The following is a 25821-nucleotide window of genomic DNA, read 5'->3' as shown; positions in this document are numbered from 1 at the left end:
CGTTTCGGAAACTGTCGGAGGCGGCTGATTGGGTTGGGCCTGTCGATGGGGAGGAGCTGGGATGAAGGTTCGAGTCGGGCGTGAGGTGCTGGCCGAGGCGGTCGGATGGGTTGCGCGTGGGCTGCCGAGCAGGCCGAGCGTGCCGATTCTGGCCGGGATGGTCGTCGAGGCCGCGGACGGGCAGGTGACATTGTCCGGGTTCGACTACGAGAGCTCGGGGCAGGTCAGTGTGCCGGCCGAGGTGGCCGACGAGGGGCGGGTGCTGGTGTCCGGGCGGTTGCTGTCGGACATCTGCCGGAGCATGCCCGGGGACTCCGTGGATCTGAGCGGTGAGGCGGCGCGGGTCCAGGTGAGCAGCGGGGCCGCCCGATTCGTCCTTCACACCCTGCCGCTCGACGAGTATCCGGCGTTACCGGAGATGCCCGCGGTGAGTGGCGTGGTCGACGGAGACGTCTTCGCGCACGCGGTGGCTGGGGTGGTGAGCGCGGCCGGACGGGACGACACGCTCCCGGTCTTCACCGGGATCCGGCTGGAGCTCCGCGGGTCGGCCATTTCACTGCTGGCCACCGATCGGTACCGGCTGGCGCTCCGGACGTTCCCCTGGGAGCCGGTCGATGCCGGCGTCGAGGCGAACGTGCTGGTTCCGGCCAAACTGCTCCTGAACGTCGCCAAGGCGATGTCCGGTCACGACCTGACGCTTGCGCTCGGTTCGACCCGCACTGGGGACGGGTTGATGGGTTTCGAGGGTGGTGGGCGGCGGGCGACGAGCCGGCTGATCGACGGCGAGTTTCCGAAGGTTCGCGGCCTGATCCCGGCCGCGAGCGCGATCACCAGCACCGTCACCGTGGAGACGGCCGCGCTGATCGACGTCGTCAAGCGGGTGGCGCTGGTGGCGGAGCGGTCGTCGCCGGTGCGAATCACCTTCGCGGACGGTACGGCGACGCTCGACGCGGGCAACGGTGAAGAGGCGCAGGCGTCGGAGGCCGTCGAGGTCACGCTCACCGGCGAGCCGGTCGTGGCCGGCTTCAACGCCGGCTATCTGCTCGACGGCCTGACGTCGCTGGGCGCCCCGATCGCGCACTTCGCCTTCACCCAACCCACCAAACCGGCCAACCTGACCGGCCTGCACCCCGGCGACGCCCCGACATCCGACTCCGCCTACATCCTGATGCCGATGCGCCTGCCAACCTGATGTCAAGCTGCCGGCTACGGCTCCGACCAGAGGCAAAGACCTAGCGGAGGAGTAGCAGATGGAGTTCGAGCGGCACTGCACCCTGATCGTCGAGCAGGCCGAGTTGCTGGCCGGTCACCTGAGCGAGGGCAAGGACCTCGGTACGTCGGTCCCGTCGTGTCCCGGGTGGAACGTCGGGCAGCTGGTCCGTCACGTCGGCGGGGCGCACCGCGAGGCCACCGCGATCGCCAGGACCGGCGAAGCACCGCCCGACGACGAGTTCCGCGATCCGACGCACTGGTACGCCGACACGTCCGAGTGCACCGACGAAGCCGTCAGCGAGCTCGCCGAGTGGATCGTCGACGGCGCACGTGAGCTGGCCGAGACGCTGCGCACCGTCGGTCCCGACGTACCGATCCGGATGCCGATCGACGAGCCGACGACCCGATTCACCGCGCGGCGGATGGCACACGAGACTGTGATGCACCGGGCCGACGCGGCGCTGGCGCTCGGGGTGGCCTACGAGCTGGACCCAGAGGTCGCGACCGACGGCATCGACGAGTGGATGGAGCTCGGGGCGCTCCCGCTGCACTTCGAGGTGCACCCGTGGATGCGCGAGCTGCTCGCGCCGGGCCGCACGCTGAAGTTCGCAGCGCCGGAGCAGTCGTGGGTGGTTGATCTGACCGGCGACGCGATCCGCTGGCGTCACAGTGCCGAGCCGACCGCCGTGACCGTCCGCGGCTCGGTGAACGACGTCCTGCTGTATCTGTACAAACGCCGTGACGAGATGATCGAGGTAGACGGCGACAAAGAACTTCTCGAGTACTACCGGGAGCGCGTCAGCTTCGGATGAGAAGGACCGGGCCCTCCTGGTTGAGCAGTTCATGCACTGAGGAAGTAGTCCGACAGCACTCGAGCCAGCGTTGCCGGCGGCAGCGTGTGGAACGTGCCGTCATGCCCTTCCATCGTGCCCCGCGGCAACGCAGCCACCGTCTCCTGCACGGATCGCCGTAGCCACTCCGGACTGGCATTGCTGTACAGCCCCAGCGTCGGTACGTCGACCGACGCCAGCAGCTCCACCGGTACGGAGCTGTCCCCCAACTGCAGCGCGTCGTACACGAGCGTGTGCGCGATGGCCTCCAGCCCGGCCCACATCGGCGTCTGCCGAATCTGGTCGACCACCTCCTTCGGCTGCCCGACTGCCTCGACCATGAACAGTTCGGCCGCTCCACCCGGATTCCCGGCGGCGACGAACTCCTGGAGCCGCTCGAGGTAACGCTCCGGCGCCGGCGGTGCGCCCTCGACCCGGAACGGCGGCTCCATGACCGCCTGCTTCTCGAACGGCAGCCCGGCCTGCAGCAACACCATCGACCCGGACGAGTACGCGCACGCGAACCGCGCGCCGGTCGCCGTGCGCACAGCGTCGAGGTCTTCCCACTCACGCTCCACCGCGTACGGCAGCGTGTCGCCGGAATCACCACGGCCTCGCCGGTCGTAGTTCACGACGGTGAACGTCGACGCGAGCGCTGCGGCGTCCTCGACGTACCGCGACCGGTCGGTGAACCCTCCGGCGACGAGCACGAGTACGGGGCCGCTGCCGTAGGTGTCGTACGCGAGCTCGGTGCCGTCCTTCGAGACAACCTTCTCCATCACAAACTCCTTTGCCGAACAGGTCTCTGCCCAACCGTCGAGCGAGTGGCCACCAAACAGACACAGTGTGATCCACCTCACACAACCGCGAAACCTTCCTGCCCCGCCAAAGCATCACTACAGTTGGATTATGTATACAGGAGACTGCACACCGACTAGGCCTCTTTGATGCTGCTCCGGCAGCTGGAGTACCTCGTCTCCCTCGCCCGCGAGAAGCACTTCGCCCGGGCGGCGGATGCCTGTTACGTCTCCCAGCCGTCGCTGTCCGCCGCGATCCGCAAGCTCGAGCAGGAGCTCGACGTACCGATCGTGCGCCGCGGCCGCCGCTTCGAAGGTCTGACTCCCGAGGGCGAGCGGGTGCTGCTCTGGGCGCAGCGGATCCTCGCCGAACAGGACGCGCTCCGCCACGAGCTGTCGATGATGCGCGGCGGACTGAACGGAACGCTCCGGCTCGGCGCGATCCCGACCGCGATGCCGGTTGTCTCGCTGCTGACGACACCGTTCTGCGAGCGCCACCCGAACACGCGCGTCACGCTCGAGTCGCTGTCGTCGCGGGACATCACGCAGAAGCTGGCCGAGTTCGAGCTCGACGTCGCGATGACGTACCTCGACGACGACACGCTCGGCCAGGTGCGCAAGACGCCGCTGTACGAGGAGCGGTACCTGCTGCTCACCCCGAAGGACACCGAGCTCGCCGACCTGCCGGTGGCGACGTGGGCGCAGGTCGCCGAGCTGCCGCTCTGCCTACTCTCCCCCGAGATGCGCAATCGCCGGATCATGAACGGGTACTTCACCGACGACGGCGCGATCGCGACACCGTCGATCGAGAGCGACACGGTCTCCGGTCTCTACAGTCACCTGCACGGCAACCACTGGTCGACGGTGATCTCGCACGCATGGCTGCACATGTTCGGCGTACCGGACGGGATGCGCGTCGTGCCGCTCAAACGCCCGGCGCACGGACCGCGGGTCGGCCTGGTGATCGCCGCCCGGAGCCCCGAACCCGTACTCGCCCGCGCACTACTCGACGTCGCCCGGCAAGCCGGCGTCCACAAGTCCCTGGACAACCTGCTCGACGTGCACCTGCTGGGCTCGGCCTGTCCCGACATGGCGAGCAAGTCTTTGACCGCAGGCGCCTGACGAACCCAGAAGTGATCCACGCCCAGATCTCAGGCGGAAGCCGCGTCGAAGGTCGGAACCACGCCGATCTGCTGGAGCAGGCGGAGCTCCTCGATGACATGCCAGTGTTCGGCGAGGCGGCCGGACTCGATCCGGTAGATATCGATGCCGGCGATCTGGAAGGAACGGCCGGTCGGCGGGATACCCGCGAAGTCGCCGATGTGCGTGCCGGTGTGCGTCCAGCGGACCACGACCCGGTCCCCCTCGGCCACCAGGTCCTCGATCTCGAACCGCGGAGCAAACGCCGACGTCAGCAGGCGGATGCGGTCGGTCAGCCCGGCCAGGCCTTCACCCTGGCCCGGAACCGGATCGTGCTCGACGTAGTCCGGCGTCGCCAGCTCCGCGACGGACTCGGCGCGCTGCTGATTGAGCACCTCGTCGTACAGCCGCCGGACGAGTAGCTTGTTGTTCTCGGTGGACATCGTGGCCTCCCTGACTGGATCTGGACGTTCCCAGCGTGACCGGCGGAGGGCGGCCAGAACATGACGACTGACCCACCGACTTGCTGACCGGCTCGGTCCGCGGCGGGAGGAGGTGCGGCGATGGCCGATCTGGCCGCCGCACTGCGGCGTTTCCGGTCGCTGGCCGAGCTGACTCAGGAGGAGCTCGCCGAGCGAGCCGGTATCAGCGTGCGGGCGGTGAGCGACATCGAGCGCGGAGCCCGGCGCCGGATCTATCCAGCCACCGCCAGACAGCTCGCGGCCGCGCTGGGACTGGAGGCGGCCGACCGCAGCACTTTCGAGCGGGTCGCTCGCGGGCTTTCACCCGTCGTCTCGCCGACGGACACCGGCCGTGACCTTCCCGCGCCACGTACGGCGTTGTTCGGGCGGCAGCGGGAGCTCGCGGAGTTGGGCGAGCTGCTGGCCGGCAATCCCCCACTCCTGATCACCGTCACCGGGCCTGGTGGCGTCGGTAAGACGCGCCTCGCGCTGGAAGCAACACGAGCGCGCGCATCGAGGCTGTCCGAGGTCCACTGGGTGCAACTCGGCCAACTCGGGGACCACACGCTGGTGCTGCACGAGATCGCGAGATCCGTCGGCGCGACCGCGATCGCCGCGGATGTGCTCGGCGGCTTGGCCCGGGCGATCGGCGTACGGCCCTACCTGTTGGTCCTGGACACGTTCGAGCATCTGCTGCCCGCAGCGCCGGGACTGTCCGATCTCCTGTCCCGCTGTCCCGGGCTGACTCTGCTGGTGACGACCCGGGCACGGCTGCGGCTGAACGGTGAACGCGAGTTCACACTTGGACCACTGCCGCTCGCGGCCGACGCGTCGACGATGGCGGCCGCGGAGGAGTTGTTCGTCGATCGCGCGCACGCCGCCAACCGTCACGTGGCCGTCGACGCATCGCTGGTCGCGGACGTCTGCCGGCGGCTGGACGGCGTACCGCTGGCCATCGAGCTGGCCGCGGCCCGGACACGCCACCTGTCCTTGACCGATCTGGCGCGACAACTCGAGAGCGGGAGCCGCGTCCTGGCGCGTGGGCCGCAGGATCTGCCGCGACGTCAGGAGTCGATGCAGGCAACTGTCGCCTGGAGCTACGACTTGCTGGAGCCGGCCGCGCAGGTCCTGATGAGACGGCTGTCGGTCTTCGCAGGGTGGACGCTCGAAGCTGCCGATGCCGTCTGCGGGAAGGATTCGCTCGAGCTGCTCTCCACGCTGCTCGACCACAACCTGGTGACGGCGTCACCTCATGAGATCTGCGGGACGCGGTACCAGATGCTGGATGTGGTCCGCGAGTATGCCGCGCACGAGGCCGCCGTACATGCCGAGACCACCATGCTGCAGGCCCGGCACGCGGACTACTTCCTCAGGTTGGTCCAGGACCTCGAGCCGTTGCTGCGTACGAGGGGCCAGAGCGCCGCCCACCTACGCCTCGATGCCGACCTGTCCAACTTGCGCAGCGCTCACCGCCGGCTGCTCGCCACTGACCCATCACGCGCACTTGCCCTGGCCGGCTCGCTATGGATGTTCTGGTTGTGGCGAGGTGGAATGCCAGAGGGCCTGCGATGGGTGACCGAGGCACTCGACGCCGACGACGGCAGTGAACCGCAGTACCGGGCGAAGGCTCTTTGGGGCGCCGGCTGGCTGGCATTCCACCAGGGCCATGTCGAGCAGACAGCGATCTATGTCGAGGAGTTGCTGCGACTCGCCGAGCGCACAGGTGAAGCAGTGCATCGACGGAACGCGCTGACGCTTCGTGGCATGACGGAGATGGCAGCGGGAGCCACCGAAGCCGCGCGGTCGTCGTTCCGCACAGCACAGGAGACGCTGCGCGGGACCGACGAGCCTTGGCTGATTGCGACTTCCGCGCTGAATCTCGGCCTGGCCGAACTCCACGCCGGTGACGTCGCCGCGGCGGAGCACCACTTCGTAGACGCGGCGCGCCAGTACGCGGAAATGGGCGACGAAACGTACCTGAGTCGTGCCAACCGCCACCTTGCCGCCGCAGCCCTCCTCAACGGCCAACTGGAACGCGCCGAGCAGCTCTTCGCCGCGGAACTCGTCCAGAACGGCACCGGCACCGAGTGGGGAGCGGCCGAAAGTCTGGAAGGGCTCAGCTGGGTCGCCGCGGTCCGCGGTGACGCCGAGCGGACGGCAGAACTCGCCCACGACGCCGCCTGCCTCCGCGCCCGCCTCGGCGTACAACTCCACCCCTTCGACGCTCTCCTGGCCCGTCGCTTCCGCGGAGCATGAGACGGGAATCACGCCGTACGTAACCCGGATCACAGGAGACGGGGGCATAACCGGTGAGTACGACTGGTTGAATGTATACAGAAGCCAGAATTCAGAAGGAGATGTTGGAGATGATTTTCACCCGTAGGTTCGGTGCTCTGGCGGCGCGTCCGCAGTTCCCGGATGCCCCGGAGCTGCAGGAGCTGAACAGGCCGGCCGATCTCGATGCCGAGCTCACCGCGCTGATCGTCCAGGATGCCCGCAGTGCACACGACGATGGCCACCGGAACGCGGACGAGTCCGCGGCCTGAGCCCGGCGTGCCGGGCAACCGGCGCCGGAGGTATATGTCAAGGCATGGCACTTGGTAGACTGTCTACCAAGTGCCATCGCTGTAGGACCGGAAGGGACCTCATGACGACGATCAGTGCGGGGCCAGGGGCGGGTGCCGAACCGGCCGGTGTGCGGCACGTCAAGCGGCCGACGCCGTTGCGGGAATCGGTGTACGAGGCCCTCACCGAGATGATCATCGATGGCACGCTGGAGCGCGGCCGGCATCTGGTCGAGGTCGAGCTCGCCGGGATCCTGGGCGTCTCGCGGCAGCCGGTGCGCGAGGCCCTGCAGCGGCTGAACAACGAAGGCTGGGTCGATCTGCGGCCCGGGTTCGGTGCGATGGTGCACGTGCCCGCCGAGGACGAGGTCGACCAGTTGCTGGCGGCCCGTGCCGCGCTGGAGTCGGAGTCCGCTCGGCTCGCGGCCCGGCACGCGTCGAAGGACGACGTCGCCAAGTTGCGCGAGCTGTGCAAGGTCGGCACGACGTACCAGGAGGCCGGCGACATCGACGGCACGGTGCGGACGAACGGCGAGCTCCACACCCTGATCACGCAGATGTCCGGCAACCGTTTCCTGGTCGACTTCGCCGCCCAGGTCGACCGGCGGGTCCGCTGGTACTACACCCCCGTCGCCCCCGTCCGCGGCGCAGCCTCCTGGCGCGAACACAACCGCCTGGTCAAGGCGATCAGCGAAGGCGACGAAGACAAAGCCGCCCAGATCATGCGAGAACACACCGAGCACACCCGCAAGGCCTACCACGACCTCCAGGCAACATCCGCCCCGGCCGAGTCCCCCGAAGCCGACGCCTCCCCCCGTCGCCGCCGCCGCACAACCTCCTGACCCCGGATCAGTTGCCCAGCCGCTGAAGACCGAGCTCTTGTACTGCCGCTGCGCGACGGACTTGGGGAGGGTTGTGTGCCCGATTCGGCACAAAACCCTCCCCAAGTCCGGTTGTGCGCCGACCGCGTGGGGTCGTCGGGACCTGCACCAGGCTGTGTTTCCGGAACATAATCGTCACGGAGCGGCAAGAATGTTCCGGAAAGCCGGTGCATCCGCCGGGGCGACTGGCGGGTTAGCGGTTGCGGCCGGTGGCGGCTTTTCGGGCTGCTAGGGCGGTGGCCAGGTGGGTGTACTGCTCCACGACCCGCCGCGCGTAGATGTTGCGGTCGAGGATGTGGGGCCACCACAGGCGGCCTATTTGTTCTTGCATCCAGAGGAAGCCGATCGCGAATCCCATGCTCACCAGGGCACGAAAGGCGAGGAACTTCCACGGCTCCGGTGGCAGGCCGGGTGAACCGGTGATCACCCAAGCGGTGACCACCGAGTGCACCAGGAGCGCCAGCGGGAACGCGATCACCCAGTAGACCGCCGCCGGCGCGAACACGCCCGCGGGAACCTTGCCGAGCGCAACCAGTACGGCGTACCCGGACCCGAACAGCATCAGTGGTACGCCGAGACCGAGCCCGGTGACGACTGCCCAACCGGCGGGCTGGCCGACGAACGCGGCCAGTCCACCGGCGATGAGTCCCGCCGCCGCGCCCACCGCCGCGGCCGGAACGCAGTACTGCGCCAACTGCTTCACGTCGGTCATGGTCAGCCCACAGCCACGCCGAAGCGGAACAGGCAGTAGAACAGCATCCCGAGGTAGAACACCGCTCCGAACCCGATGATCACGTTCCGCACCGGGCCGGGACGGATCTTCTTCGGCAGCAGCATGTTGTTGGTCAGCAGCAACACGATGCAGTACGCGCCCATCGCGAAGGTGGACAGGAACGCGAGCGTGTCCAGGATCCCGGCCGGGCCGTCGGCGGGGCCGAACAGCAGGATCAGGATGCCGAACAGGATCACGCCCCACAGGAATCCGGCGTACAGCCTCGACATCGAGAACCGTTTGGCGCCCGGCACGAAGTAGTACGTCATGTCCGCCTGGCCGCGGGAGAACGAGTCGAACAGACCGAGGGTCGCGTTCAGCCCGATCAGCGCGATGAAGGCGAAGAACAGCGTGCCGAGGATCGGCGAGCCGGCCGACGCGAACGCGTCCGACATCGCCTTCAGCGCCGCCTCCCGGTCACCGCCCTCGATCAGCGTGGCGACGTTCGGGTTCTCCCGGGAGGCCGACATGGCCAGCACGGTGAACGAGATCGTGACCAGCATGGTGATGCCCCAGAAGAGCAGCAGCGCGTCGAACGTCACCCACTTGCGCCAGCCCTTCCACTTCGCCATCTCGGCCGGGTCCTCGGTGTCGAACATGAACCCGCGCGACGGCATCGACTCCGCCTCGTTCGCGGCCCGCAGCCCGCGGATCTTCGGAATGTGCGCGCCCATCCCCGCGCCGCTGTCGCGCAACTGCAGCGTGTACCACATCTGCTGCATGCCGGACGGCCCCGCGAACGCGATCGAACCGACCACGACGGGGAACCAGGCCGACGTCATCGCCTGGTCGGGGAAGTACCCGAAGGCGAACATCCCGGACAGCGTCCGGCCGAGGTCGTCGAAGTTGCCGACGATCGCCGCGATCACCGACGTACCGACGACCAGCAACCCGATCAGCAGACCGAGCAGCTTCTCGAGGAAGTTGTAGATCACCGACAGCAGGCTGAACAGCACACCGACGAACACCAGAGCCACGCACGCGGTGACCTGCCAAGGTATGCCGGAGATCTCCTCGAACGCGGCCGCGCCGGCGGACAGATGGCCCGGCCACATGTAGATCAGGATCGCCGCCGCGTAGAAGAACCACATCAGCGGTTTGAAGATCCGGGCCGCGCCGAAGAAGATGCTCTCCCCGGTGGCCATCGCGTACCGCGCCATCTCCAGCAGCACGAACGCCTGCAGCGTGACACCGACCATGAACAACCAGCGGATGTCCGGCCCGAACACCAGGACGAGCCGGGGCCACATGTACGACTCCCCCATCCCCACACCGAGCGCGACCAGGAACACGGTCGGGCCAAGGATGTGCAAGGAGGGCGGTGCGTCCGGAAGCTTCCGGATCGGCATCGGTTCGAGCCTGCCCGCTTTCCAGACCTTCTCGGTCGCAGAGACCGCTGTGGCCGCGGCCGGCTCTTCGGGAACTTCTGAGGTCTTGCTCGTGACGTCCAAGGCGGACTCCTTAGTTCGACGCCAACTAGCTGACTACAACTCCCCCGCGGACTCCTGCCTCCAATCAACGGATGCCGAGCGGCCCGGCGTTGCGGGCCCAGCGGTACTTGGCACCGAGAACCTGGACCGGGGTCTCGGTGGTGTACGGGTACGCGACCACACCGTGGTCGAACAGGTACTGGCTGGCTTCCTCCACCTCGACGTCACCCGACAGCGAGGCGACCACGGGCTTGTCGATGCCCTTGGCCCGGAACTCCTCGACCACGTCGGCGACCAGCTTCGCGAACACCATCGGCGGTGTCACGATCGTGTGCCAGTAGCCCAGGATCAGTGCGTGGATCCGCTCGTCGGACAGCCCGAGCGCGATCGTGTTCCGGTACGTCGAGGGCGGCTCACCGCCCGTGATGTCGACCGGGTTCCCGGCCGCGCCGAACGGCGGGATGAACTTCCGGAAGGCCGCGTCCAGATCGTCCGGAATGTCCATCAGCGTCAGCCCGGCATCCACACACGCATCCGACAGCAGTACGCCGGAACCGCCCGCGCCGGTGATGATGACGACGTTCTCGCCCTTCGGCGTCGGCAGCAGCGGGATACCGCGGGCGTACTGGAGCATCTCGTTCAGCCCGGGCGCCCGGACCACCCCGCTCTGCCGGAGGATGTCGTCGTACACCTTGTCGTTGCCGGCCAGGGCGCCGGTGTGCGAGCTGGCGGCCCGAGCACCCAGGGAGGTACGCCCGGCCTTCAGTACGACGACCGGCTTCTTCTTCGACACCCGGGCCGCCGTCTCGGCGAACGCCCGGCCGTCCTTCAAATCCTCAAGATGCATGGCGATCAGGTTGGTGTTGTCGTCGCTCTCGAAGAACGTCAGGAGGTCATCCTCGTCGATATCGGCCTTGTTGCCTACCCCAACGATCGCGGAAACCCCCATCCGGCTGGACCGGCTGAAGCCGAGGATCGCCATCCCGATGCCTCCGGACTGTGACGACAGGGCGACGGACCCGCGGACGTCGTACGGCGTGCAGAACGTCGCGCAGAGGCTCTCCGGCAGGTAGTAGTAGCCGTAGATGTTCGGTCCCAGTATGCGGACGTTGTGTTTGCGGGCGATCGCCACGACCTCGTCCTGGAGCGCCTGCTCACCGGTCTCGGCGAACCCGGACGGGATCAGGATCGCGCCCGCGACACCCTTCTGACCGCACTGCTCGAGCGTGGCCCCGACGAACTTGGCGGGTACGGCGAACACCGCGACGTCGACATCACCCGGTACGTCGGTGATGCTGGGGAAAGCCTTCCGCCCGAGCACCTCCCCGCCGCGAGGGTTGATCGGGTAGATGTCCCCGGCGTACCCGCCGTTGACCAGGTTCTTCATCACCGAGTTGCCGATCTTGCCGTCCTCGTTGGACGCCCCGATCACGGCCACCGCGCGCGGCTTCATGATCCGGGTCATCGCGGTCAGGATCTCCTCCTGGCTGTACCGCTCGACCGGTTTGCCCGCCTCGGCGTCCACGATGATCCGGAAGTCCACCGCGGTCGCGCCGTCCGGCCCGGCAAGCACCGGGTTCAGGTCGACCTCCGCGAACTGCGGGAAGTCCGTGACCAGATCCGATACCCGCTTGATCAGATTGCCGACAATCTCCTTGTCGACCGGGCGCGCGCCGCGAACGCCCTCGAGCATCTCGCGCGCGTCGATCCCGTCGACCATCGCCCGGGCCTCGTCGTCGGCCAGCGGAGCCAGCCGGAAGGTGACGTCCTTGAGTACCTCGACGAGTACGCCGCCCAGCCCGAACGCGACGACCTTGCCGAAGGTGGGATCGGTGACCGCACCGACGATGACCTCCTGCACATCGCCGCCGGTGACCAGCATCTTCTGCACCTGGACGCCGACAATGTCTGCATCCGCCTTGTAGGCATTCGCGTTGTCGACAATCTGTTTGTAGGCCGCCAGCACGGCATCCTCGGTCTGGATGCCGACCACCACGCCACCGGCGTCGGTCTTGTGCAGGATGTCCGGCGAGACGATCTTCAGCACGACCGGGAAGCCGATCTCGGCGGCGAGGCCGGCGGCTTCCTCGGCAGTCGTGGCCAGCCCCTCGCCCGGCGTCGGGATGCCGTACGCGTCGGCGACCCGCTTGGCCTCCGGCGCGCTCAGCGAGGTGCGGCCGTCCGCCAGAGCCTGGTCGAGGATGGTCCGGACTGCTGCCTTGTCGTAGGTCATGGCAACGATCTCCCTTTAGATGACGCCGGCGGCTTTGAGTTCGGAGAGCTCAGCCGTGTCGATGCCGAGCGCGCCGTAGATGACGGAGTTGTGTTCGCCGAGGCCCGGTGAGGTCTGGACCTCGACCGGGGAGTCGGACAGCTTGATCGGGCAGCCGACCGTCTTGAAGCTGCCGCGCTGCGGGTGCTTGACCTCCACCACCGCGCCGAGCTCGGCGAGCGTCTCGTCCTCGATCAGCTCACGGGTGGACATGATCGGCCCGCACGGCACGTTCAGCGCGTTGAGCTTGTCCATCACCTCGAACTTGGTGTGCTGCTCGGTCCACTGCTCGATCAGCGCGAACATCTTGTCGAGCTTGTCGAGTCGCGCGGCCGGGGTTGCCCAGTCCGGGTCCTCGGCCAGCTCCGGCTTGCCGATCAGGTTGGCGATCGGCGCCCAGCCCGGCGGCTGGACGATCACGTAGATGTAGTCGTTCGGTCCGCCGGGTGCGCAGCGCAGCGCCCAGCCGGGCTGGCCGCCGCCGGACGCATTTCCGGACCGCGGCACCTCGCCGTTGAAGTTGTCGTTCGGGTACTCGCGCAGCGGACCGTGCGCCAGCCGCTGCTGGTCGCGCAACTTGACCCGGGTGAGGTTCAGGACCGCTTCCTGCATGGCCACCGTGACGCGCTGACCCTTGCCGGTGTGCGTCCGCTGGAGCAGCGCGGCGAGGATGCCGGCGACCAGGTGGATGCCGGTGCCCGAGTCGCCGATCTGCGCGCCGGTCGCGGTGGGCGGTCCGTCCTCGAACCCCGTCGTACTCATCGCGCCGCCCATCGCCTGGGCGACGACCTCGTACGCCTTGAAGTTCTCGTACCGGCCGGGGCCGAAGCCTTTGATCGACGCGAACACGAGACCCGGGTTCAGTTCCTGAAGGCGCTCCCAGGTGAAGCCCATCCGGTCGATCGCGCCGGGGGCGAAGTTCTCCACCAGGACATCGGCGTCCTTCACCAGGTCGGTGAAGATCTCCTTGCCCCGGTCGGACTTCATGTTCAGCGTGATGCTGCGCTTGTTGCAGTTGAGCATCGTGAAGTACAGGCTGTCGACGTCCGGCAGGTCGCGCAGCTGCTGGCGGGTGATGTCGCCGGTCGGTGCCTCGAGCTTGATCACATCGGCGCCGAGCCAGGCGAGGAGCTGGGTGCAGGACGGTCCGGACTGCACGTGGGTCATGTCGAGAACACGGACACCCTCGAGGGCCGAACTCATCCGCGTACTCGCTTCGCTCCGTGCGCGGCTGAGGCACGAGTTGGGCTGTGTTGAATGATGAACTCGCTTCGCTCGTTCATGACGGGTCCCCTTTACTTGTACATGGTCTGGTTCATGGTTCCGGGGGCGTAGGCGTCCGGGTCGACCCAGACGTTGATCAGCGACGGCAGCCCCGACTCGCGGGCCCGGAGCAGCGCCGGCCCGATGTCGGCGGGGTCGCGAACCTCCTCGCCGTACCCGCCGAGCATCCGGGCGAACTCGTCGTACTTCACGTCGCCGAGGGTGTTGCCGATCCGGCCGCGGTCCTTGCCGTACTTGGCTTCCTGGCCGTAGCGGATCTGGTTCATCGACGAGTTGTTGCCGACGACACCGACGAACGGGAGCTGGTAGCGGACCAGCGTCTCGAAGTCCCAACCGGTCAGCGAGAACGCCCCGTCGCCGAACAATGCGACCACTTCCTTGTCCGGCCGCGCGTACTTCGCGGCGAGCACGAACGGGATGCCGACGCCAAGCGTGCCGAGCGGACCCGGGTCCATCCAGTGGCCGGGTGACTTCGGCTGTACGACGCCACCGGAGAACGTCACGATGTCACCGCCGTCGCCGATGTAGATCGAGTCCTCGGTGAGGAACTCGTTGATCTCGTGCGCGAGCCGCAGCGGGTGGATCGGGTTCGCGTCGGACAGCTGCCGCGGCAGCCGCTTCTGGTACGCCGCGTCCTCCTCGGCCCGCAGCTCCGCGAACCAGGCCTTGCGATCCGTCTTGTGCAACCGGCCCGACGCCGCCTGCGTGACGGCCGCCAGGATCGCGCCCGGATCGCCCACCAGGCCGAGGTCGATGTCGCGGTTCTTGCCAACGGTGCGGTAGTCCAGGTCGATCTGTACGACGGTGGCGCTCTTCGGGAGCCGGCGCCCGTACCCCATCCGGAAGTCGAAGGGCGTGCCGACGATCAGGATCAGGTCGGCGTTGTTGAAGCCGTACCGCCGGGACAGGTGGAAGTGGTGCGGGTCGCCGGGCGGCAGCGTGCCGCGGGCCGAACCGTTCATGAACGCCGGGATGTCGAGCGTCCGGACGAAGTCGATCGCCGCGTCGCTGCCGCGCGAGGTCCAGACCTGGCTGCCGAGCAGTACGACGGGCTTCTCGGCCCGCACCAGCAGGTCGGCCAGCGCCTCGACACTCGCCGGGTCGCCGATGCTCTTCGTCGAGGCCCGGTAGTGCCCGGCCTCGGGGACGGTCGCGGAATCGACCGGCACCGAGTTGTCCAGGATGTCGCGCGGGATCTCCAGGAACGACGGGCCGGGCGCGCCGTTGTAGCACTCGCGGAACGCCATCGACACCATGTCCGCGGCCCGCGCGGTGTGCGGAACGGTCGCCGCGAACTTGGTGATCGGCGTCATCATGTCGACGTGCGGCAGGTCCTGCAGGGACCCCATCTTGTGCTGGTTCAGGGCGCCCTGGCCGCCGATCAGCAGCATCGGACTCTCGGCGCGGAAGGCATTCGCGACGCCGGTGACCGCGTCCGTCGTCCCGGGGCCGGCGGTGACGACCGCGCAGCCGGGCTTGCCGGTGACCCGTGCGTAGCCATCGGCGGCGTGCGCCGCGACCTGCTCGTGCCGCACATCGACCACCGCGATGCCCTCGTCCACGCAGCCGTCGTAGATGTCGATGATGTGACCGCCGCAGAGCGTGAAGATCACGTCGATCCCCTCGGCCTTCAAGGCCTTCGCGACGAGGTGACCGCCGGAGATGGTCTCCGGCTCCTTGACCACCGCTGTGGGTTGGGTCTCCGACACTGTCTGCGCCATCTGCAGTCAACTCCTCGGAAGGGCCTGAGTAAGGCTTGATGTAGATTGCATACCGTATGGTGTAGTCGTAGTCTTATCCCAGGGCGTAGCGGTTGTCCAGAGCTCGGCACCAGGAGGCTGTGATGACGATTTCCGAGGATCTCGACCGGACCCGGGCCGCTCTTCTCGCCCTGGAGAAAGCCCTTATGGCGTTGAGGAATCGCGTCGGTCCGCATCTCGACGTACTGCGGCTGCTGGACGATCTGGAGCGGTGTACGGCGGACCTTCGGCGGCTCGAACAGCAGGTTCGGCCAGCGCCCCTCGCCGGCGAACTGGTAGCCATCCCGGACGACGACTACGACCCCGATTTCTGGGCGGACGCCGAACACGAGGGCTTGGGCTGAGTTGCGAGGCACAGCTTCAGGAGGCTTCGCAGGCGTACGTCGCGGTCACCGCTCGCAGTACGAGCGGTGACCGCGACTGCTTCTGCTGCCTGCTCCGTGGCGACGAACGTGCGGTAGAACGGCTCGCTCCAACCCAGTCGGCCGAGTGCGGGCAGCCACCAGCGCGCCGCTCCCCCGGGTTCCTCCTCGGAACCGAGCAAGTACAGCGCAGTCCGGTGAGCCGCCGCCATCCTCCGCCGCTCGTCACCGGTCAGCTCACCGCTCACGAGCGCAGTGGAAACGCACAACGCGACCAGACGAGCCGATGCCTCGAAGCCCACTGTGCAGGTGTTGATGAAGCGTGGCGCGAGCGGCAGCAGGTGCCGACGACCGGCCGAGCTGCTGTGGTCGTGGGCTGCCCGCGCAACCGCGCTCAGGACGGGATGCACGCACGCGGGGCGATCCGTCCACGGTTCCCGCGCGAGGCGGGACACCAGTTCCATCACGCACGGATCGGGTCGCGGGACCTTCCCGTAGCCGTTCACTCGCCGGCCACCGGCGTACCGAGCTGAGGTCGCACGGGCAACGCCGGCCGACCGGGTTGTTTGAGGAGGCGCACACTCAGCGCAGTCAGTAAGCCGAGCAGACCGGCGCCGAGGAACAGCGGCTGGTAGCCGACCAGTGCGATCACGGAAGCGGCGACACCGATGCCGACGAGACCGCCGACCGCCTTCGCGGAGTACAGGATGGCTTGGTTCTGCAACAGGCTGTTCTCGCCGAAGAACTCCAGGACGAGGTTGGCCATGATCGCGTAGAACGCCCCGCCACCCAAGCCCGCGAACATCGCGCAGACGACGAACGCCCAGCCGACGTCGACGGCCACCAGACCGACGTGGGCGAAACCTTCGATCATCAGTACGGCGGCCAGAACCCGACGGCGGCCGAACCGGTCGGACAGGTGACCTGCGAACGATCTGCCAAGGCCGTTGACGGCGGCAAGCAATCCGGCCGCCGTCGCAGCCGTCGTGAAACCGAGGTCGGCGCTCACTCCGTAGCTCACCACGAAACCGATTCCCAGCAACGACAACGCCGTACTGTTTGCCAGCAGCAACCACATCAGCGGCAGCGCGCCGGTCCGCATCGCCTCACCGGGACGGTACTGCCGGACGGCGGGTGCGTTGTGCGGGATGCTGCGGTTCAGCTTGCGGTCGATGGCCCACACCTGAGCGTCGATTTCCGCAGGCCACCAGTGCCGCGGCGGATCCTTCAGCAGACCGCCGGCGACCAGGACGACCAGCACCGCCACCAGAGCGGTCAGGTCGAACACGATCGATTGATCCGTCCGCGTCAGCAGGAAGATGCTCGGTACGGCGCCGACCGCGAATCCGCCGGTGACGAAGCCGATCGTCGCCGTACGCCGGTCCGGGAACCAGCGCGCCGACGTGGTGATGCACGCGGCGTACACGAGGCCCGCACCGGTGCCGCCGAGGAGCGAGTAGCCGACGAGGACCGCGCCGTAGCTGTGCACGTGGGCGAGCGTGACGAGGCCGATCGCCGCGAGCACCCCACCGCCCACGACGAGCTGGGTCGGCGTTGCCCGCCGTACTCGATGAGCCCAGGCGGCTGGGATCGCGACGAGTGCTTGGCAGGCGACGAAGACCGCGAGCAGCCAGAGGGTTTGCGCCGCGCCCCAGCCCCGATCCGAGGCCAGGCCGAGGGCTGCGGTGCCGAACGAGTACTGCAAAGGGCTGATCGCGACCATGCAGGCCCAGGCCGCCCAGAGTTGCCAGCGGCGCGAATGCCCGGTCAGTTCACGGGCATCCTCGCCGATCCGGTACCGCCGGCCGTAGACATCACGCACATCCCGCGGAACCACGTGATTCATATCGCCTCCTGACTACTGCATACCGTATGAAGTCTGTGGTACTCCTTCCGGCCGGAACCTGTCCAGACCTGGGGCGTCGCTCTTGTCGACGGATTGCATACCGCATACAGTCGCCACCACACATTCTTGGAGGCGACGTGGACCTCATGGAGTACCAAGCCAAGGAGTTGTTTGCTCGGCACGGCGTTCCGGTGACGCTGGGCCGGGTGATCGAGGACGCGGCCGACGCCGCGGAGGCGGCCCGCGAGCTCGGCGGGCGCGTCGTGGTGAAAGCGCAGGTGAAAACTGGCGGTCGCGGCAAGGCCGGCGGCGTGAAGCTGGCCGCCACTCCGGACGAGGCGCAGGCGAGGGCGGCCGAGATCCTCGGGATGGACATCAAGGGCCACACCGTGCAGCGGGTCCTGCTCGCACCGGCCGCGGACATCGCCGAGGAGTACTACTTCTCTTTCCTGGTCGACCGGGCGAACCGCGAGTACCTGTGTATCGCCAGCACCGAAGGCGGCGTGGAGATCGAGGAGGTCGCGCACACCAACCCGGACGCGATCGCGAAGGTGTCGATCGACCCCGCGACCGGCGTCGACGAGGCCAAGGCTGCGAAGATCGTGACGGCTGCCGGATTCCCGGCCGAGGCGTCCGCGGTGGTGCAGCGGTTGTGGGACGTGTTCATCGCGGAAGATGCCTCGCTGGTGGAGGTGAATCCGCTGGTGAGGCTCGGCGACGGGTCGTTGGAGGCGCTCGACGGCAAGGTCACGCTCGACGACAACGCGGCGTACCGGCATCCGGATCACAGCGGCTTCGACGACAAGGCGGCTGCCGATCCACTCGAGGCCGAGGCGCAGGCCAAGGGCCTGAACTACGTGAAGCTGGACGGCTCGGTCGGAATCATCGGCAACGGCGCAGGCCTGGTGATGTCGACACTCGACGTGGTCGCGTACGCGGGTTCGCCGTACGGCGTGAAACCGGCCAACTTTCTCGACATCGGCGGCGGCGCCTCGGCCGAGGTGATGGCGAACGGGCTCGGGATCATCCTGTCCGACCCGCAGGTGCGGAGTGTTTTCGTGAACGTGTTCGGCGGGATCACTGCGTGCGACGCGGTCTCGAACGGCATCGTGCAGGCGCTAGCACTGCTAGGCGATCAGGCCGACAAGCCGCTCGTCGTCCGGCTGGACGGCAACAACGTCGAGGAAGGCCGCGCGATCCTTGCCAAGGCCAACCATCCGCTGGTGACCGTGGTCGACACCATGGACGGCGCTGCAGCGCGCGCCGCCGAACTCGCCGCCTAGAAGGGACCGTTCGAGATGGCGATATTCCTGACCGAGAAGAGCCGGGTCGTCGTGCAGGGCATGACCGGGTCCGAGGGACACAAGCACACCAGCCGGATGCTTGCTGCCGGCACCAATGTCGTCGGCGGCGTGACGCCTGGCAAGGGCGGGCAGTCGGTGGACTTCGCGCGGCGCTCGATCCCGGTGTACGGGTCGTGCGCGGATGCGGTGAAGGCGGCGGACGCGGACGTGTCGGTGGTGTTCGTGCCGCCGCGGTTCACGCGCGGAGCAGTCATCGAGGCCGTCGACGCCGGGATCCCGTTGGTGGTGGTGATCACCGAGGGCGTTCCGGTGCACGACACCGCGGCGTTCTTCGCGTACGCACAGGCCAATGGCACGCGCGTCATCGGCCCGAACTGTCCGGGGATCATCAACCCGGGGCGCGCCAACGCGGGGATCATTCCCGCTGACATCGCGGGACCCGGCCGGATCGGTCTGGTGTCGAAGTCCGGCACGCTGACCTACCAGATGATGTACGAACTGCGGGACTTCGGGTTCTCGACCGCGATCGGGATCGGCGGTGACCCGATCATCGGGACCACGCACATCGACGCGCTGCGGGCGTTCCAGGACGACCCGGACACCGACGCGATCGTGATGATCGGTGAGATCGGCGGTGACGCCGAGGAGCGGGCGGCTGCGTTCATCAAGGAGAACGTGACCAAGCCGGTCGTCGGGTACGTCGCCGGCTTCACCGCACCGGAGGGCAAGACGATGGGCCACGCCGGCGCGATCGTGTCCGGCTCGTCGGGGACGGCGGCCGCGAAACAGGAAGCCCTGGAAGCAGCCGGCGTACGCGTCGGCAAGACCCCCGCCGAAACCGCCCACCTGCTACGCACCACCCTCTCCTCCAGCCACCAGCCGGCCTGACCAACCTCCCAGCGGATGGTGGCACGGCTTCTCGCGGCCACGTGATGTGCAAGCTCGACAGGTAGAGCACCGGCGAGACACCGTACACACGGTCACGTTCACGCTCAGGTGCACTACCCGGCCACCCGGCACCTCCTGTCGAGCTGCACATCACACCAAGCCGGCGGCGCCGTGGATCAGCGGGAATGGGGTGGGGCGGTGCTGCGGCGGATGATCAGTTCGGTGGGGACTGCTACCGGGGCGTGATGGTCGGTGGCGTGGATCTCGGCGAGGAGAGTGTCGACGCTGCGGCGGCCGATGTCGGCGAAGGTCTGACGGACTGTGGTGAGAGGCGGCCAGAAGTGGGCCGCCTCTTCCATGTCGTCGAAGCCGACCACGCTCATGTCCTCCGGAACCGTCCGGCCGTGCTCGTGCAAGGCGCGGAGCAGGCCGAGCGCCATCTGATCGTTGGCCGCGAAGATCGCCGTCACGGCGTCATCCGCGGCGAGCCGGCAGCCGGCGTCGTACCCGGCCGCCGACGACCAGTCCCCGAGGAGCAGCGGCGGTACGTCGCAACCGTGGTCGCGGAGCGTCTGCTCCCAGGACCGGCGGCGCTGATCCGCGGCGAACGACGACGGCGGTCCGCCCAGATGCCACACCGTCTTGTGCCCCAGGCCGAGCAGGTGCTCGGTCGCCAGCCGGGCACCTTGCGTCTGGTCGGTGTCGACGACCGGGTGGTCGTAGTGAACTCCTGCATGCACGACCACGACCGGCAGGCCCACGGGCAGTTGTACGTCGTCGAGTACGTGCGCCTCGATCATCATGATGACGCCGTCCACGGCCTGCTCCCCCAGCCTCGTGAACGCGTCCGCCACGGCCTGGCGGCTGACCGCGAGCACCGGCATCAAGTTGACCGAGTAGCCGCGGGCGGTGGCGGCCGTGGCGATCGCGTCGAGGGTCCGCGTCGTACCGAAGGTGGAGAGCTCGAAGACGATCACGCCGATGCTGCGGAACTCGCCGCTGCGCAGGGCGCGGGCGGCGCCGTTGGGGCGGTAGCCGAGTTGGCGCATCGCGTCCTTGACCCGGGCCCGGGTGACCGAGTCCACGTTCTGCCGGCCGTTCGCGACGCGGGACACGGTCTGTCCGGACACCCCGGCCAGTCGCGCCACATCAGCCATCGACGGACTTCGCCGCCGCCTCCCCGAGGTTCCTTCCACCCGGCACCTCCCGTGGTGCAGGAGTTTAGACATGTTTGCGTCAACACGTCGCCGCGCGCGGCGAGCCGGACGACGGGAGTTACGGCCCCATGACCCGCCGCGCCGGAGGCGTGGCCATCAGCACCGCTTAGACGCCGATCTTGCTGGCCAGCAGGTCGGTTACTGCGTGGACTGCTCGGAGGGTGGGGGCTTTGATGCCGGTGAGGTCGGCGAGTTCGACGACCGCGGCGAGGATGACGTCGAGCTCCAGCGGCTTGTCCTTCTCCAGGTCCTGCAGCATCGAGGTCTTGTGCCCGCCGACGCGTTCGGCGCCGTCGAGCCGTTTGTCCACGGAGATGTGCGGGTGACAGCCCAGCGCCGCTGCGATCTCCAGCGACTCCTCCATCATCAGCCTGACCATCTGCCGCGTCCCCTGGTGCGTGGCGATCTCCACCATCGTCGCCCGGGCCAGCGCGCTGATCGGGTTGAACGCCGCGTTCCCGAGCAGCTTGATCCAGATGTCGTTGCGGATGTCGTCCTCGACCGGGCACTTCAGTCCGCCGGCGATCATCGCCGTACTGAAGGCCGTGCAGCGCTCCGACTGCCCGCCGCCGGGTTCACCGATCGAGAAGCGGGTGCCTTCCAGGTGCCGTACGACGCCTGGACCTTCGAGCTCGGTCGAGCAGTACACGACGCAGCCGATCGCGCGGTCGAGGTCGAGCACCTGGGTGACGGCGCCGCCGGGGTCGACCGATTCGATCCGGCGGCCCTCGTACGGGCCCTTCAGGCGGTGGAAGTACCACCAGGGGATGCCGTTCTGCGCCGCGACCACGACCGTGCGGTCGTGCAGCAGGGGCTCGAGCAACGGGCCGGCGTTCGCGTACGAGTTCGCCTTGAGCCCGAGAAAGACGTAGTCGACCGGGCCGATCTCGACGGGGTCGTCCGTGGCCGGCGTCCGGGCCGTGAAGTCACCGCGTGGACTGAGCACCGTCACGCCGTCCGACCGGATCGCTTCCAGATGCGCGCCGCGGGCGACCAGGTGGACCTCTGTCCCACCACGGTGCAGCGCCGCGCCGACGTACGCACCGATCGCACCGGCGCCGAGAACCGCAACTCTCATAAGGGTCCCTGCCTTCGAGGAGGCTTGTATACCGCATACAGTAGGCTGGAGGCTGAATGCGGTCAAGGTCACACTCATCGGCAAGCGCTCGCCAAAGAAGTTCGGTGCGCGGCGATGAATCGGGGCCTGCTCGGCGGTATGTACCGGCGTGAATCACTCGACACAAGGAGCAGGAACCATGGGCCACGTCATCGTCACCGGATTCGTCAGCCTCGACGGCATCGTCACCGACCCGGACGGCTCCGGCGGCACCCCGGCCGGCGGCTGGGCGTTCCGCCACGGCCCGGAAACCGTCGGCGGCGACAAGTTCCGGCTCGGCGAACTGATGGACACCGGCGTACTGCTGCTCGGCCGGACCACCTGGGAGCTGTTCAGCCGGCTCTGGCCGAACCGTACCGACGACTTCTCGACCCGGATGAACAAGATGGCCAAGGTGGTCGCGTCACACTCGCTGACCGACCTCTCGGCCTTCCCCAACTCGAGGCTGACGGAGGGCTCACTGACGGACTACGTGCGGACCGAGTCGCGGACCATCGCGGTCACCGGCAGTCTCAGCGTGATCCGGGCGCTGCAGGCAGCCGATCTGGTCGACGAGTACCGGCTGATGACCTTCCCGTCAGTCGTCGGCACCGGCGAGAAGCTGTTCGGCCCGTCCGACACCCCCGTCCACTTCCAGCTCGCCTCGGCCGTCCAAACCGGCGCGGCATCACTGGCCACGTACGTGCGGCCCTAGCAGCCGCTTCAGGGTTCCGGCAGCACGCTCCACCCGGAGAAGTACGACGTACGGCGTGGCGAGGAGTGGCTGACGGCTCATTCAGCGTGCTAGGGTTTCAACTCGATGCAGTTTTGCAGTTCCACGTTCGTGTCGAAGCGCCCGCGGATTTGTGATCCGCCGGGCGTTTTGTCGTATCAGGAGAAAATCATGGCTTTGGGAACAGTGAAGTGGTTCAACGGCGAGAAGGGCTTCGGCTTCATCTCCCAGGAGGACGGCGGCGCCGACGTATTCGTGCACTACTCGGCGATCCAGACGCAGGGCTTCCGCTCCCTGGACGAGAACCAGCGAGTCGAGTTCGAGATCGCGCAGGGCCCGAAGGGCCTGCAGGCGGAGAACGTCCGCCCGGTCTGATGCTGTAAGCGGCAGACCCGGTTCACGCCGGGTCTGCCGTGTTCCACAGGTACTCGCCGTCTTCCAGTACGTCGGTGCACGCGAGACCGATCGCGGCCGCGACAGCGGCCGATGCGGTGTGGTCCGGATGTACGTGCGCGATGATCCGGCCGATCTTTTGAGCCCGTAGCCAGGTGACCATCCCCTGGGCGGCCTCCTTCGCGAAACCGCGGCCCTGCCAAGCGGTGCCGATCACCCACGCGATCTCCGTCGTACCGTCGATGACGGTCGCCTGGACGTAGCCGATCAGCGTGTCGTCGTACTTGATCACCCAGTTGAGCCACTGTTCGTCCGGACGTCCCGGACCGGCCAGTTGGCGGCGGTAGCGTGCCTCCAGAGCCGCTACGGACGGCGGTTCGCCGCCTGTGAAGGTGTAGAGGGCGGGGTCGGACAGGACTTCTGCCATCGGTTCGGCGTACTCGACCTCGAGCGGCAGCAGGGTCAGGCGGTCCGTGGCGATCACCCGCGCCACGGTAGTGCCATTTGCCGGACCGGCAACATCACGTGGGCTTCGTCGACGACGAGGACGAGACTGTCGTCATGATCGAGATCGATTGGGCTGGAGAGGCCGGACGGTTGCGCGCGGCGGCCGAGGGCGAGACCGACTGGAACGCGGCAGTGGCTCGCAGTCTGGTGCGGGACGGCGACAAGGTCGTCGCGGACATCGGCTGCGGCGGTGGCGGGATGGCCAAGGCACTGGCCGAGGCGTTGCCCGGCGCGACGGTGGTGGCTGTCGACGCGGATCCCGACGTACTGGAGCAGGCACGGGAGCACACCGCGGGCCTCGTGCGGTGTGAGCTGGCGTCGATGGACGACGGGGCGGAACCGTTGCGCCGGGCAATCGACGCTGCGGCCGACCTGATCTGGGCATCCGCCTCCGTTCACCACGCTGCCGACCAGCAGGCCGCTGTGGACGCGCTGGCATCGCTGCTCGCGCCCGGTGGACGACTCGCGCTCGCTGAGGGCGGGTTGCCCGCGAGGCACCTCCCGTGGGACCTCGGGGTCGGCGAGCCCGGGCTGGAGCTGCGGCTCGACCTGGCCCAGGACCGGTGGTTCAAGGTCATGCGGGACTCGCTGCCGGGGTCGGTGCCGATGCCGTACGGGTGGACCGAGGCGCTGACTCGGGCCGGGTTGACCGACGTGACCACGCGGAGCGTGCTGACCGAGGTGCCGGCGCCGTTGCCGCCCGAGCGGCTCGAAGGCGTCGTACGCGCGTTCCAGACGCGGATCGAGCGACTGACCGGCTCCGATCACGGCCACGGGCACGGTCATGGTCACGTGGTTTCTGATGAGGAATGGCTCGCTCCGGAGGATCTGGACGCCTGGCGGCAGCTGCTGGACCCCTCAGGCGCGCACTACCTCGGGCGGCGCACCGACCTCGCCGTACTGTCCGTCCGCAGCGTCCACCTGGGCTACGCGCCGCGCTGACAAGGCACGCCGTCGCCGCACTGTCGGCCCGCCACCGTAAGGTGGGTGCCCATGAACGACCGGCTGGTGTGGATCGACTGCGAGATGACCGGCCTCGACCTGGCGAACGACGCCCTGATCGAGGTTGCGGTCCTGGTCACCGACTACGAACTGAACGTGCTCGGCGACGGGATCGACCTGGTGATCGCGCCGCCACCGGCCGCGCTCGAACAGATGGGTGACTTCGTCCGCGACATGCACACCGCGTCCGGGCTGCTCGAAGAGCTCGCCAACGGCATCCCGCTCGCCGACGCCGAGGAACAGGTCCTCGACTTCATCACGTCGTACGTCAAAGAGCCCCGCAAGGCCGCCCTCGCCGGGAACTCGGTCGGCACCGACCGGACCTTCCTGGTCCGCGACATGCCGCGCGTCGAATCGCACCTGCACTACCGCAACGTCGACGTCAGCTCGATCAAGGAGCTGGTACGCCGCTGGTACCCGCGCGTGTACTACGCGACGCCGGCCAAGACCGGCAACCACCGCGCCCTCGCCGACATCACCGAAAGCATCTCCGAGCTGCGGTACTACCGCGAGACCGTGTTCGTCCCGCAGCCAGGCCCCGACTCCAGCACCGCCCGGGCCGCCGCCAGCCTCGTCGCAGCACCCGCCGAGGACAGCACAACCGGCGCCTGACCTGCGGATCCGCCCTCGATTTCTGGTCCGGACAGTTCGTCGCTATGATTGCTCAGCCGTCGCGGTTCGGACGGCAATGGTGGGTGTAGCTCAGCTGGTAGAGCACCTGGTTGTGGTCCAGGTGGTCGCGGGTTCGAGTCCCGTCACTCACCCGATGGCCGGCCATGCCCGCGGAGAGCGCGGGCCTGGTCGGCTTCGTCATTTTGTGCGGCTGCGCTTCGCTTGCCGCCGGCGGGGGCTCCGCCACCCGCACCCCCTTGCGCCTTCGCTTCGCTCGGCTTCGGTGGTCCAGTTCGGCTGTTCGCTCGGCTTCGGTGGTCCAGTTCGGCGGTTCGCTCGGCTTCGGTGGTCCAGTTCGGCGGTTCGCTCGGCTTCGGTGGTCCAGTTCGGCGGTTCGCTCGGCTTCGGTGGTCCAGTTCGGCGGTTCGCTCGGCTTCGGTGGTCCAGTTCGGCGGTTC

25 protein-coding genes and 1 tRNA gene are annotated in these 25821 nt (G+C 68.0%); 14 read left to right on the top strand and 12 right to left on the bottom strand.

The window, feature by feature from the left end; all coding sequences use genetic code 11:
* Positions 1–61 precede the first annotated feature (61 nt).
* Together dnaN and EV651_RS00285 are read left to right on the top strand one after the other, a co-directional pair.
* On the top strand, positions 62–1192 hold the full coding sequence (gene dnaN, locus EV651_RS00290; RefSeq protein WP_133780724.1) for a DNA polymerase III subunit beta: 1131 nt from the start codon (positions 62–64) through the stop codon (positions 1190–1192).
* Positions 1193–1250: 58 nt separating this feature from the next.
* Positions 1251–2024 carry a maleylpyruvate isomerase family mycothiol-dependent enzyme gene (locus EV651_RS00285; protein ID WP_133780722.1) on the top strand — a complete coding sequence of 258 codons (774 nt, stop codon included), beginning with the start codon at positions 1251–1253 and terminating at the stop codon, positions 2022–2024.
* 29 nt (positions 2025–2053) lie between these two features.
* Here EV651_RS00285 and EV651_RS00280 read toward each other — a convergent pair whose 3' ends face one another.
* On the bottom strand, positions 2054–2821 hold the full coding sequence (locus tag EV651_RS00280) for an alpha/beta fold hydrolase (RefSeq protein WP_133780720.1): 768 nt from the start codon (positions 2819–2821) through the stop codon (positions 2054–2056).
* Between the two features lie 168 nt (positions 2822–2989).
* On the opposite strand from EV651_RS00280, the gene EV651_RS00275 reads away from it, so the two are divergent.
* Entirely contained in the window at positions 2990–3961 is a 972-nt protein-coding gene (locus EV651_RS00275) for a LysR family transcriptional regulator (protein ID WP_133780718.1), read from the top strand.
* 29 nt (positions 3962–3990) lie between these two features.
* Here the strand turns inward: EV651_RS00275 and EV651_RS00270 are convergent, their stop codons facing one another.
* On the bottom strand, positions 3991–4422 hold the full coding sequence (locus tag EV651_RS00270) for an ester cyclase (RefSeq protein WP_133780717.1): 432 nt from the start codon (positions 4420–4422) through the stop codon (positions 3991–3993).
* A gap of 120 nt (positions 4423–4542) precedes the next feature.
* Between EV651_RS00270 and EV651_RS00265 the strand changes: the two genes are divergently transcribed.
* From EV651_RS00265 to EV651_RS00255, 3 genes are all read left to right on the top strand, one after another.
* Positions 4543–6696: a helix-turn-helix domain-containing protein gene (locus EV651_RS00265; RefSeq protein WP_133780715.1), complete on the top strand. Its 2154-nt coding sequence runs from the start codon at positions 4543–4545 to the stop codon at positions 6694–6696.
* Between the two features lie 110 nt (positions 6697–6806).
* A complete protein-coding gene (locus EV651_RS00260; RefSeq protein WP_133780713.1) occupies positions 6807–6986 on the top strand; it encodes a hypothetical protein in 180 nt (59 codons plus the stop codon).
* Positions 6987–7087: 101 nt separating this feature from the next.
* Positions 7088–7846: a GntR family transcriptional regulator gene (locus EV651_RS00255; RefSeq protein WP_133780711.1), complete on the top strand. Its 759-nt coding sequence runs from the start codon at positions 7088–7090 to the stop codon at positions 7844–7846.
* A gap of 232 nt (positions 7847–8078) precedes the next feature.
* Here the strand turns inward: EV651_RS00255 and EV651_RS00250 are convergent, their stop codons facing one another.
* From EV651_RS00250 to EV651_RS00230, 5 genes are all read right to left on the bottom strand, one after another.
* Positions 8079–8597, bottom strand: a complete 519-nt coding sequence (locus EV651_RS00250) for a hypothetical protein (RefSeq protein WP_133780709.1) — start codon at positions 8595–8597, stop codon at positions 8079–8081.
* A gap of 2 nt (positions 8598–8599) precedes the next feature.
* A complete protein-coding gene (locus EV651_RS00245) occupies positions 8600–10108 on the bottom strand; it encodes an Nramp family divalent metal transporter (protein ID WP_133780707.1) in 1509 nt (502 codons plus the stop codon).
* 64 nt (positions 10109–10172) lie between these two features.
* Positions 10173–12320 (bottom strand): acetate--CoA ligase family protein, encoded by a 2148-nt coding sequence (locus EV651_RS00240; protein WP_133780705.1) that lies wholly within the window; start codon positions 12318–12320, stop codon positions 10173–10175.
* Between the two features lie 15 nt (positions 12321–12335).
* Positions 12336–13562 carry a formyl-CoA transferase gene (gene frc, locus EV651_RS00235; RefSeq protein WP_133780703.1) on the bottom strand — a complete coding sequence of 409 codons (1227 nt, stop codon included), beginning with the start codon at positions 13560–13562 and terminating at the stop codon, positions 12336–12338.
* A 92-nt stretch (positions 13563–13654) separates the two neighbouring features.
* On the bottom strand, positions 13655–15364 hold the full coding sequence (locus EV651_RS00230; RefSeq protein WP_133780701.1) for a thiamine pyrophosphate-binding protein: 1710 nt from the start codon (positions 15362–15364) through the stop codon (positions 13655–13657).
* Positions 15365–15486: 122 nt separating this feature from the next.
* On the opposite strand from EV651_RS00230, the gene EV651_RS00225 reads away from it, so the two are divergent.
* On the top strand, positions 15487–15747 hold the full coding sequence (locus tag EV651_RS00225; RefSeq protein WP_133780699.1) for a hypothetical protein: 261 nt from the start codon (positions 15487–15489) through the stop codon (positions 15745–15747).
* Here the strand turns inward: EV651_RS00225 and EV651_RS00220 are convergent.
* Both EV651_RS00220 and EV651_RS00215 read right to left on the bottom strand, forming a co-directional pair.
* Positions 15699–16271 carry a hypothetical protein gene (locus EV651_RS00220; RefSeq protein WP_133780697.1) on the bottom strand — a complete coding sequence of 191 codons (573 nt, stop codon included), beginning with the start codon at positions 16269–16271 and terminating at the stop codon, positions 15699–15701. The two genes, EV651_RS00225 and EV651_RS00220, sit on opposite strands and share 49 nt — an antisense overlap.
* A complete protein-coding gene (locus tag EV651_RS00215) occupies positions 16268–17611 on the bottom strand; it encodes an MFS transporter (protein WP_133780695.1) in 1344 nt (447 codons plus the stop codon). The genes EV651_RS00220 and EV651_RS00215 overlap by 4 nt, the downstream gene beginning before the upstream one ends.
* A 137-nt stretch (positions 17612–17748) precedes the next feature.
* Here EV651_RS00215 and sucC point away from each other — a divergent pair, with 137 nt between their 5' ends.
* Both sucC and sucD read left to right on the top strand, forming a co-directional pair.
* A complete protein-coding gene (gene sucC / locus EV651_RS00210; RefSeq protein WP_133780693.1) occupies positions 17749–18894 on the top strand; it encodes an ADP-forming succinate--CoA ligase subunit beta in 1146 nt (381 codons plus the stop codon).
* A 15-nt stretch (positions 18895–18909) separates the two neighbouring features.
* Complete coding sequence (gene sucD / locus EV651_RS00205) at positions 18910–19803, top strand: succinate--CoA ligase subunit alpha (RefSeq protein WP_133780691.1); 894 nt, start codon at positions 18910–18912, stop codon at positions 19801–19803.
* 176 nt (positions 19804–19979) lie between these two features.
* Here the strand turns inward: sucD and EV651_RS00200 are convergent, their stop codons facing one another.
* Both EV651_RS00200 and EV651_RS00195 read right to left on the bottom strand, forming a co-directional pair.
* A complete protein-coding gene (locus tag EV651_RS00200) occupies positions 19980–20960 on the bottom strand; it encodes a LacI family DNA-binding transcriptional regulator (RefSeq protein WP_133780689.1) in 981 nt (326 codons plus the stop codon).
* A 166-nt stretch (positions 20961–21126) separates the two neighbouring features.
* Positions 21127–22098 (bottom strand): 2-dehydropantoate 2-reductase, encoded by a 972-nt coding sequence (locus tag EV651_RS00195; RefSeq protein ID WP_133780686.1) that lies wholly within the window; start codon positions 22096–22098, stop codon positions 21127–21129.
* A gap of 178 nt (positions 22099–22276) precedes the next feature.
* Here EV651_RS00195 and EV651_RS00190 point away from each other — a divergent pair, with 178 nt between their 5' ends.
* Complete coding sequence (locus tag EV651_RS00190; RefSeq protein WP_133780684.1) at positions 22277–22831, top strand: dihydrofolate reductase family protein; 555 nt, start codon at positions 22277–22279, stop codon at positions 22829–22831.
* A gap of 189 nt (positions 22832–23020) precedes the next feature.
* The gene (locus tag EV651_RS00185) at positions 23021–23224 is read left to right on the top strand and encodes a cold-shock protein (RefSeq protein WP_130381366.1); all 204 of its coding nucleotides are present in this window, start codon (positions 23021–23023) and stop codon (positions 23222–23224) included.
* A gap of 22 nt (positions 23225–23246) precedes the next feature.
* Here the strand turns inward: EV651_RS00185 and EV651_RS00180 are convergent, their stop codons facing one another.
* Entirely contained in the window at positions 23247–23726 is a 480-nt protein-coding gene (locus EV651_RS00180) for a GNAT family N-acetyltransferase (protein ID WP_238156560.1), read from the bottom strand.
* A 77-nt stretch (positions 23727–23803) separates the two neighbouring features.
* On the opposite strand from EV651_RS00180, the gene EV651_RS00175 reads away from it, so the two are divergent.
* From EV651_RS00175 to EV651_RS00165, 3 genes are all read left to right on the top strand, one after another.
* Positions 23804–24691: a trans-aconitate 2-methyltransferase gene (locus tag EV651_RS00175; protein ID WP_133780681.1), complete on the top strand. Its 888-nt coding sequence runs from the start codon at positions 23804–23806 to the stop codon at positions 24689–24691.
* Between the two features lie 51 nt (positions 24692–24742).
* On the top strand, positions 24743–25363 hold the full coding sequence (gene orn, locus EV651_RS00170; RefSeq protein WP_133780679.1) for an oligoribonuclease: 621 nt from the start codon (positions 24743–24745) through the stop codon (positions 25361–25363).
* A 79-nt stretch (positions 25364–25442) separates the two neighbouring features.
* A tRNA-His gene (locus EV651_RS00165) sits at positions 25443–25515 on the top strand.
* Positions 25516–25821 lie beyond the last annotated feature (306 nt).

It is taken from the genome of Kribbella sp. VKM Ac-2571 (genome assembly GCF_004362255.1).
Taxonomy (GTDB): Bacteria; Actinomycetota; Actinomycetes; order Propionibacteriales; family Kribbellaceae; genus Kribbella; species Kribbella pratensis.
This window is presented reverse-complemented; position numbering and strand designations above follow the sequence as displayed.

Coding starts and splice junctions, on each gene's coding strand:
- orn (WP_133780679.1), top strand. CDS start 24,743: ATGAACGACCGGCTGGTGTGGATCGACTGCGAGATGACCGGCCTCGAC.
- EV651_RS00275 (WP_133780718.1), top strand. CDS start 2,990: ATGCTGCTCCGGCAGCTGGAGTACCTCGTCTCCCTCGCCCGCGAGAAG.
- EV651_RS00240 (WP_133780705.1), bottom strand. CDS start 12,320: ATGACCTACGACAAGGCAGCAGTCCGGACCATCCTCGACCAGGCTCTG.
- EV651_RS00215 (WP_133780695.1), bottom strand. CDS start 17,611: ATGAATCACGTGGTTCCGCGGGATGTGCGTGATGTCTACGGCCGGCGG.
- EV651_RS00195 (WP_133780686.1), bottom strand. CDS start 22,098: ATGAGAGTTGCGGTTCTCGGCGCCGGTGCGATCGGTGCGTACGTCGGC.
- EV651_RS00225 (WP_133780699.1), top strand. CDS start 15,487: ATGACGATTTCCGAGGATCTCGACCGGACCCGGGCCGCTCTTCTCGCC.
- EV651_RS00270 (WP_133780717.1), bottom strand. CDS start 4,422: ATGTCCACCGAGAACAACAAGCTACTCGTCCGGCGGCTGTACGACGAG.
- EV651_RS00190 (WP_133780684.1), top strand. CDS start 22,277: ATGGGCCACGTCATCGTCACCGGATTCGTCAGCCTCGACGGCATCGTC.
- EV651_RS00230 (WP_133780701.1), bottom strand. CDS start 15,364: ATGGCGCAGACAGTGTCGGAGACCCAACCCACAGCGGTGGTCAAGGAG.
- EV651_RS00260 (WP_133780713.1), top strand. CDS start 6,807: ATGATTTTCACCCGTAGGTTCGGTGCTCTGGCGGCGCGTCCGCAGTTC.
- EV651_RS00255 (WP_133780711.1), top strand. CDS start 7,088: ATGACGACGATCAGTGCGGGGCCAGGGGCGGGTGCCGAACCGGCCGGT.
- EV651_RS00285 (WP_133780722.1), top strand. CDS start 1,251: ATGGAGTTCGAGCGGCACTGCACCCTGATCGTCGAGCAGGCCGAGTTG.
- EV651_RS00200 (WP_133780689.1), bottom strand. CDS start 20,960: ATGGCTGATGTGGCGCGACTGGCCGGGGTGTCCGGACAGACCGTGTCC.
- dnaN (WP_133780724.1), top strand. CDS start 62: ATGAAGGTTCGAGTCGGGCGTGAGGTGCTGGCCGAGGCGGTCGGATGG.
- EV651_RS00185 (WP_130381366.1), top strand. CDS start 23,021: ATGGCTTTGGGAACAGTGAAGTGGTTCAACGGCGAGAAGGGCTTCGGC.
- frc (WP_133780703.1), bottom strand. CDS start 13,562: ATGAGTTCGGCCCTCGAGGGTGTCCGTGTTCTCGACATGACCCACGTG.
- EV651_RS00265 (WP_133780715.1), top strand. CDS start 4,543: ATGGCCGATCTGGCCGCCGCACTGCGGCGTTTCCGGTCGCTGGCCGAG.
- EV651_RS00250 (WP_133780709.1), bottom strand. CDS start 8,597: ATGACCGACGTGAAGCAGTTGGCGCAGTACTGCGTTCCGGCCGCGGCG.
- sucD (WP_133780691.1), top strand. CDS start 18,910: ATGGCGATATTCCTGACCGAGAAGAGCCGGGTCGTCGTGCAGGGCATG.
- EV651_RS00280 (WP_133780720.1), bottom strand. CDS start 2,821: ATGGAGAAGGTTGTCTCGAAGGACGGCACCGAGCTCGCGTACGACACC.
- EV651_RS00175 (WP_133780681.1), top strand. CDS start 23,804: ATGATCGAGATCGATTGGGCTGGAGAGGCCGGACGGTTGCGCGCGGCG.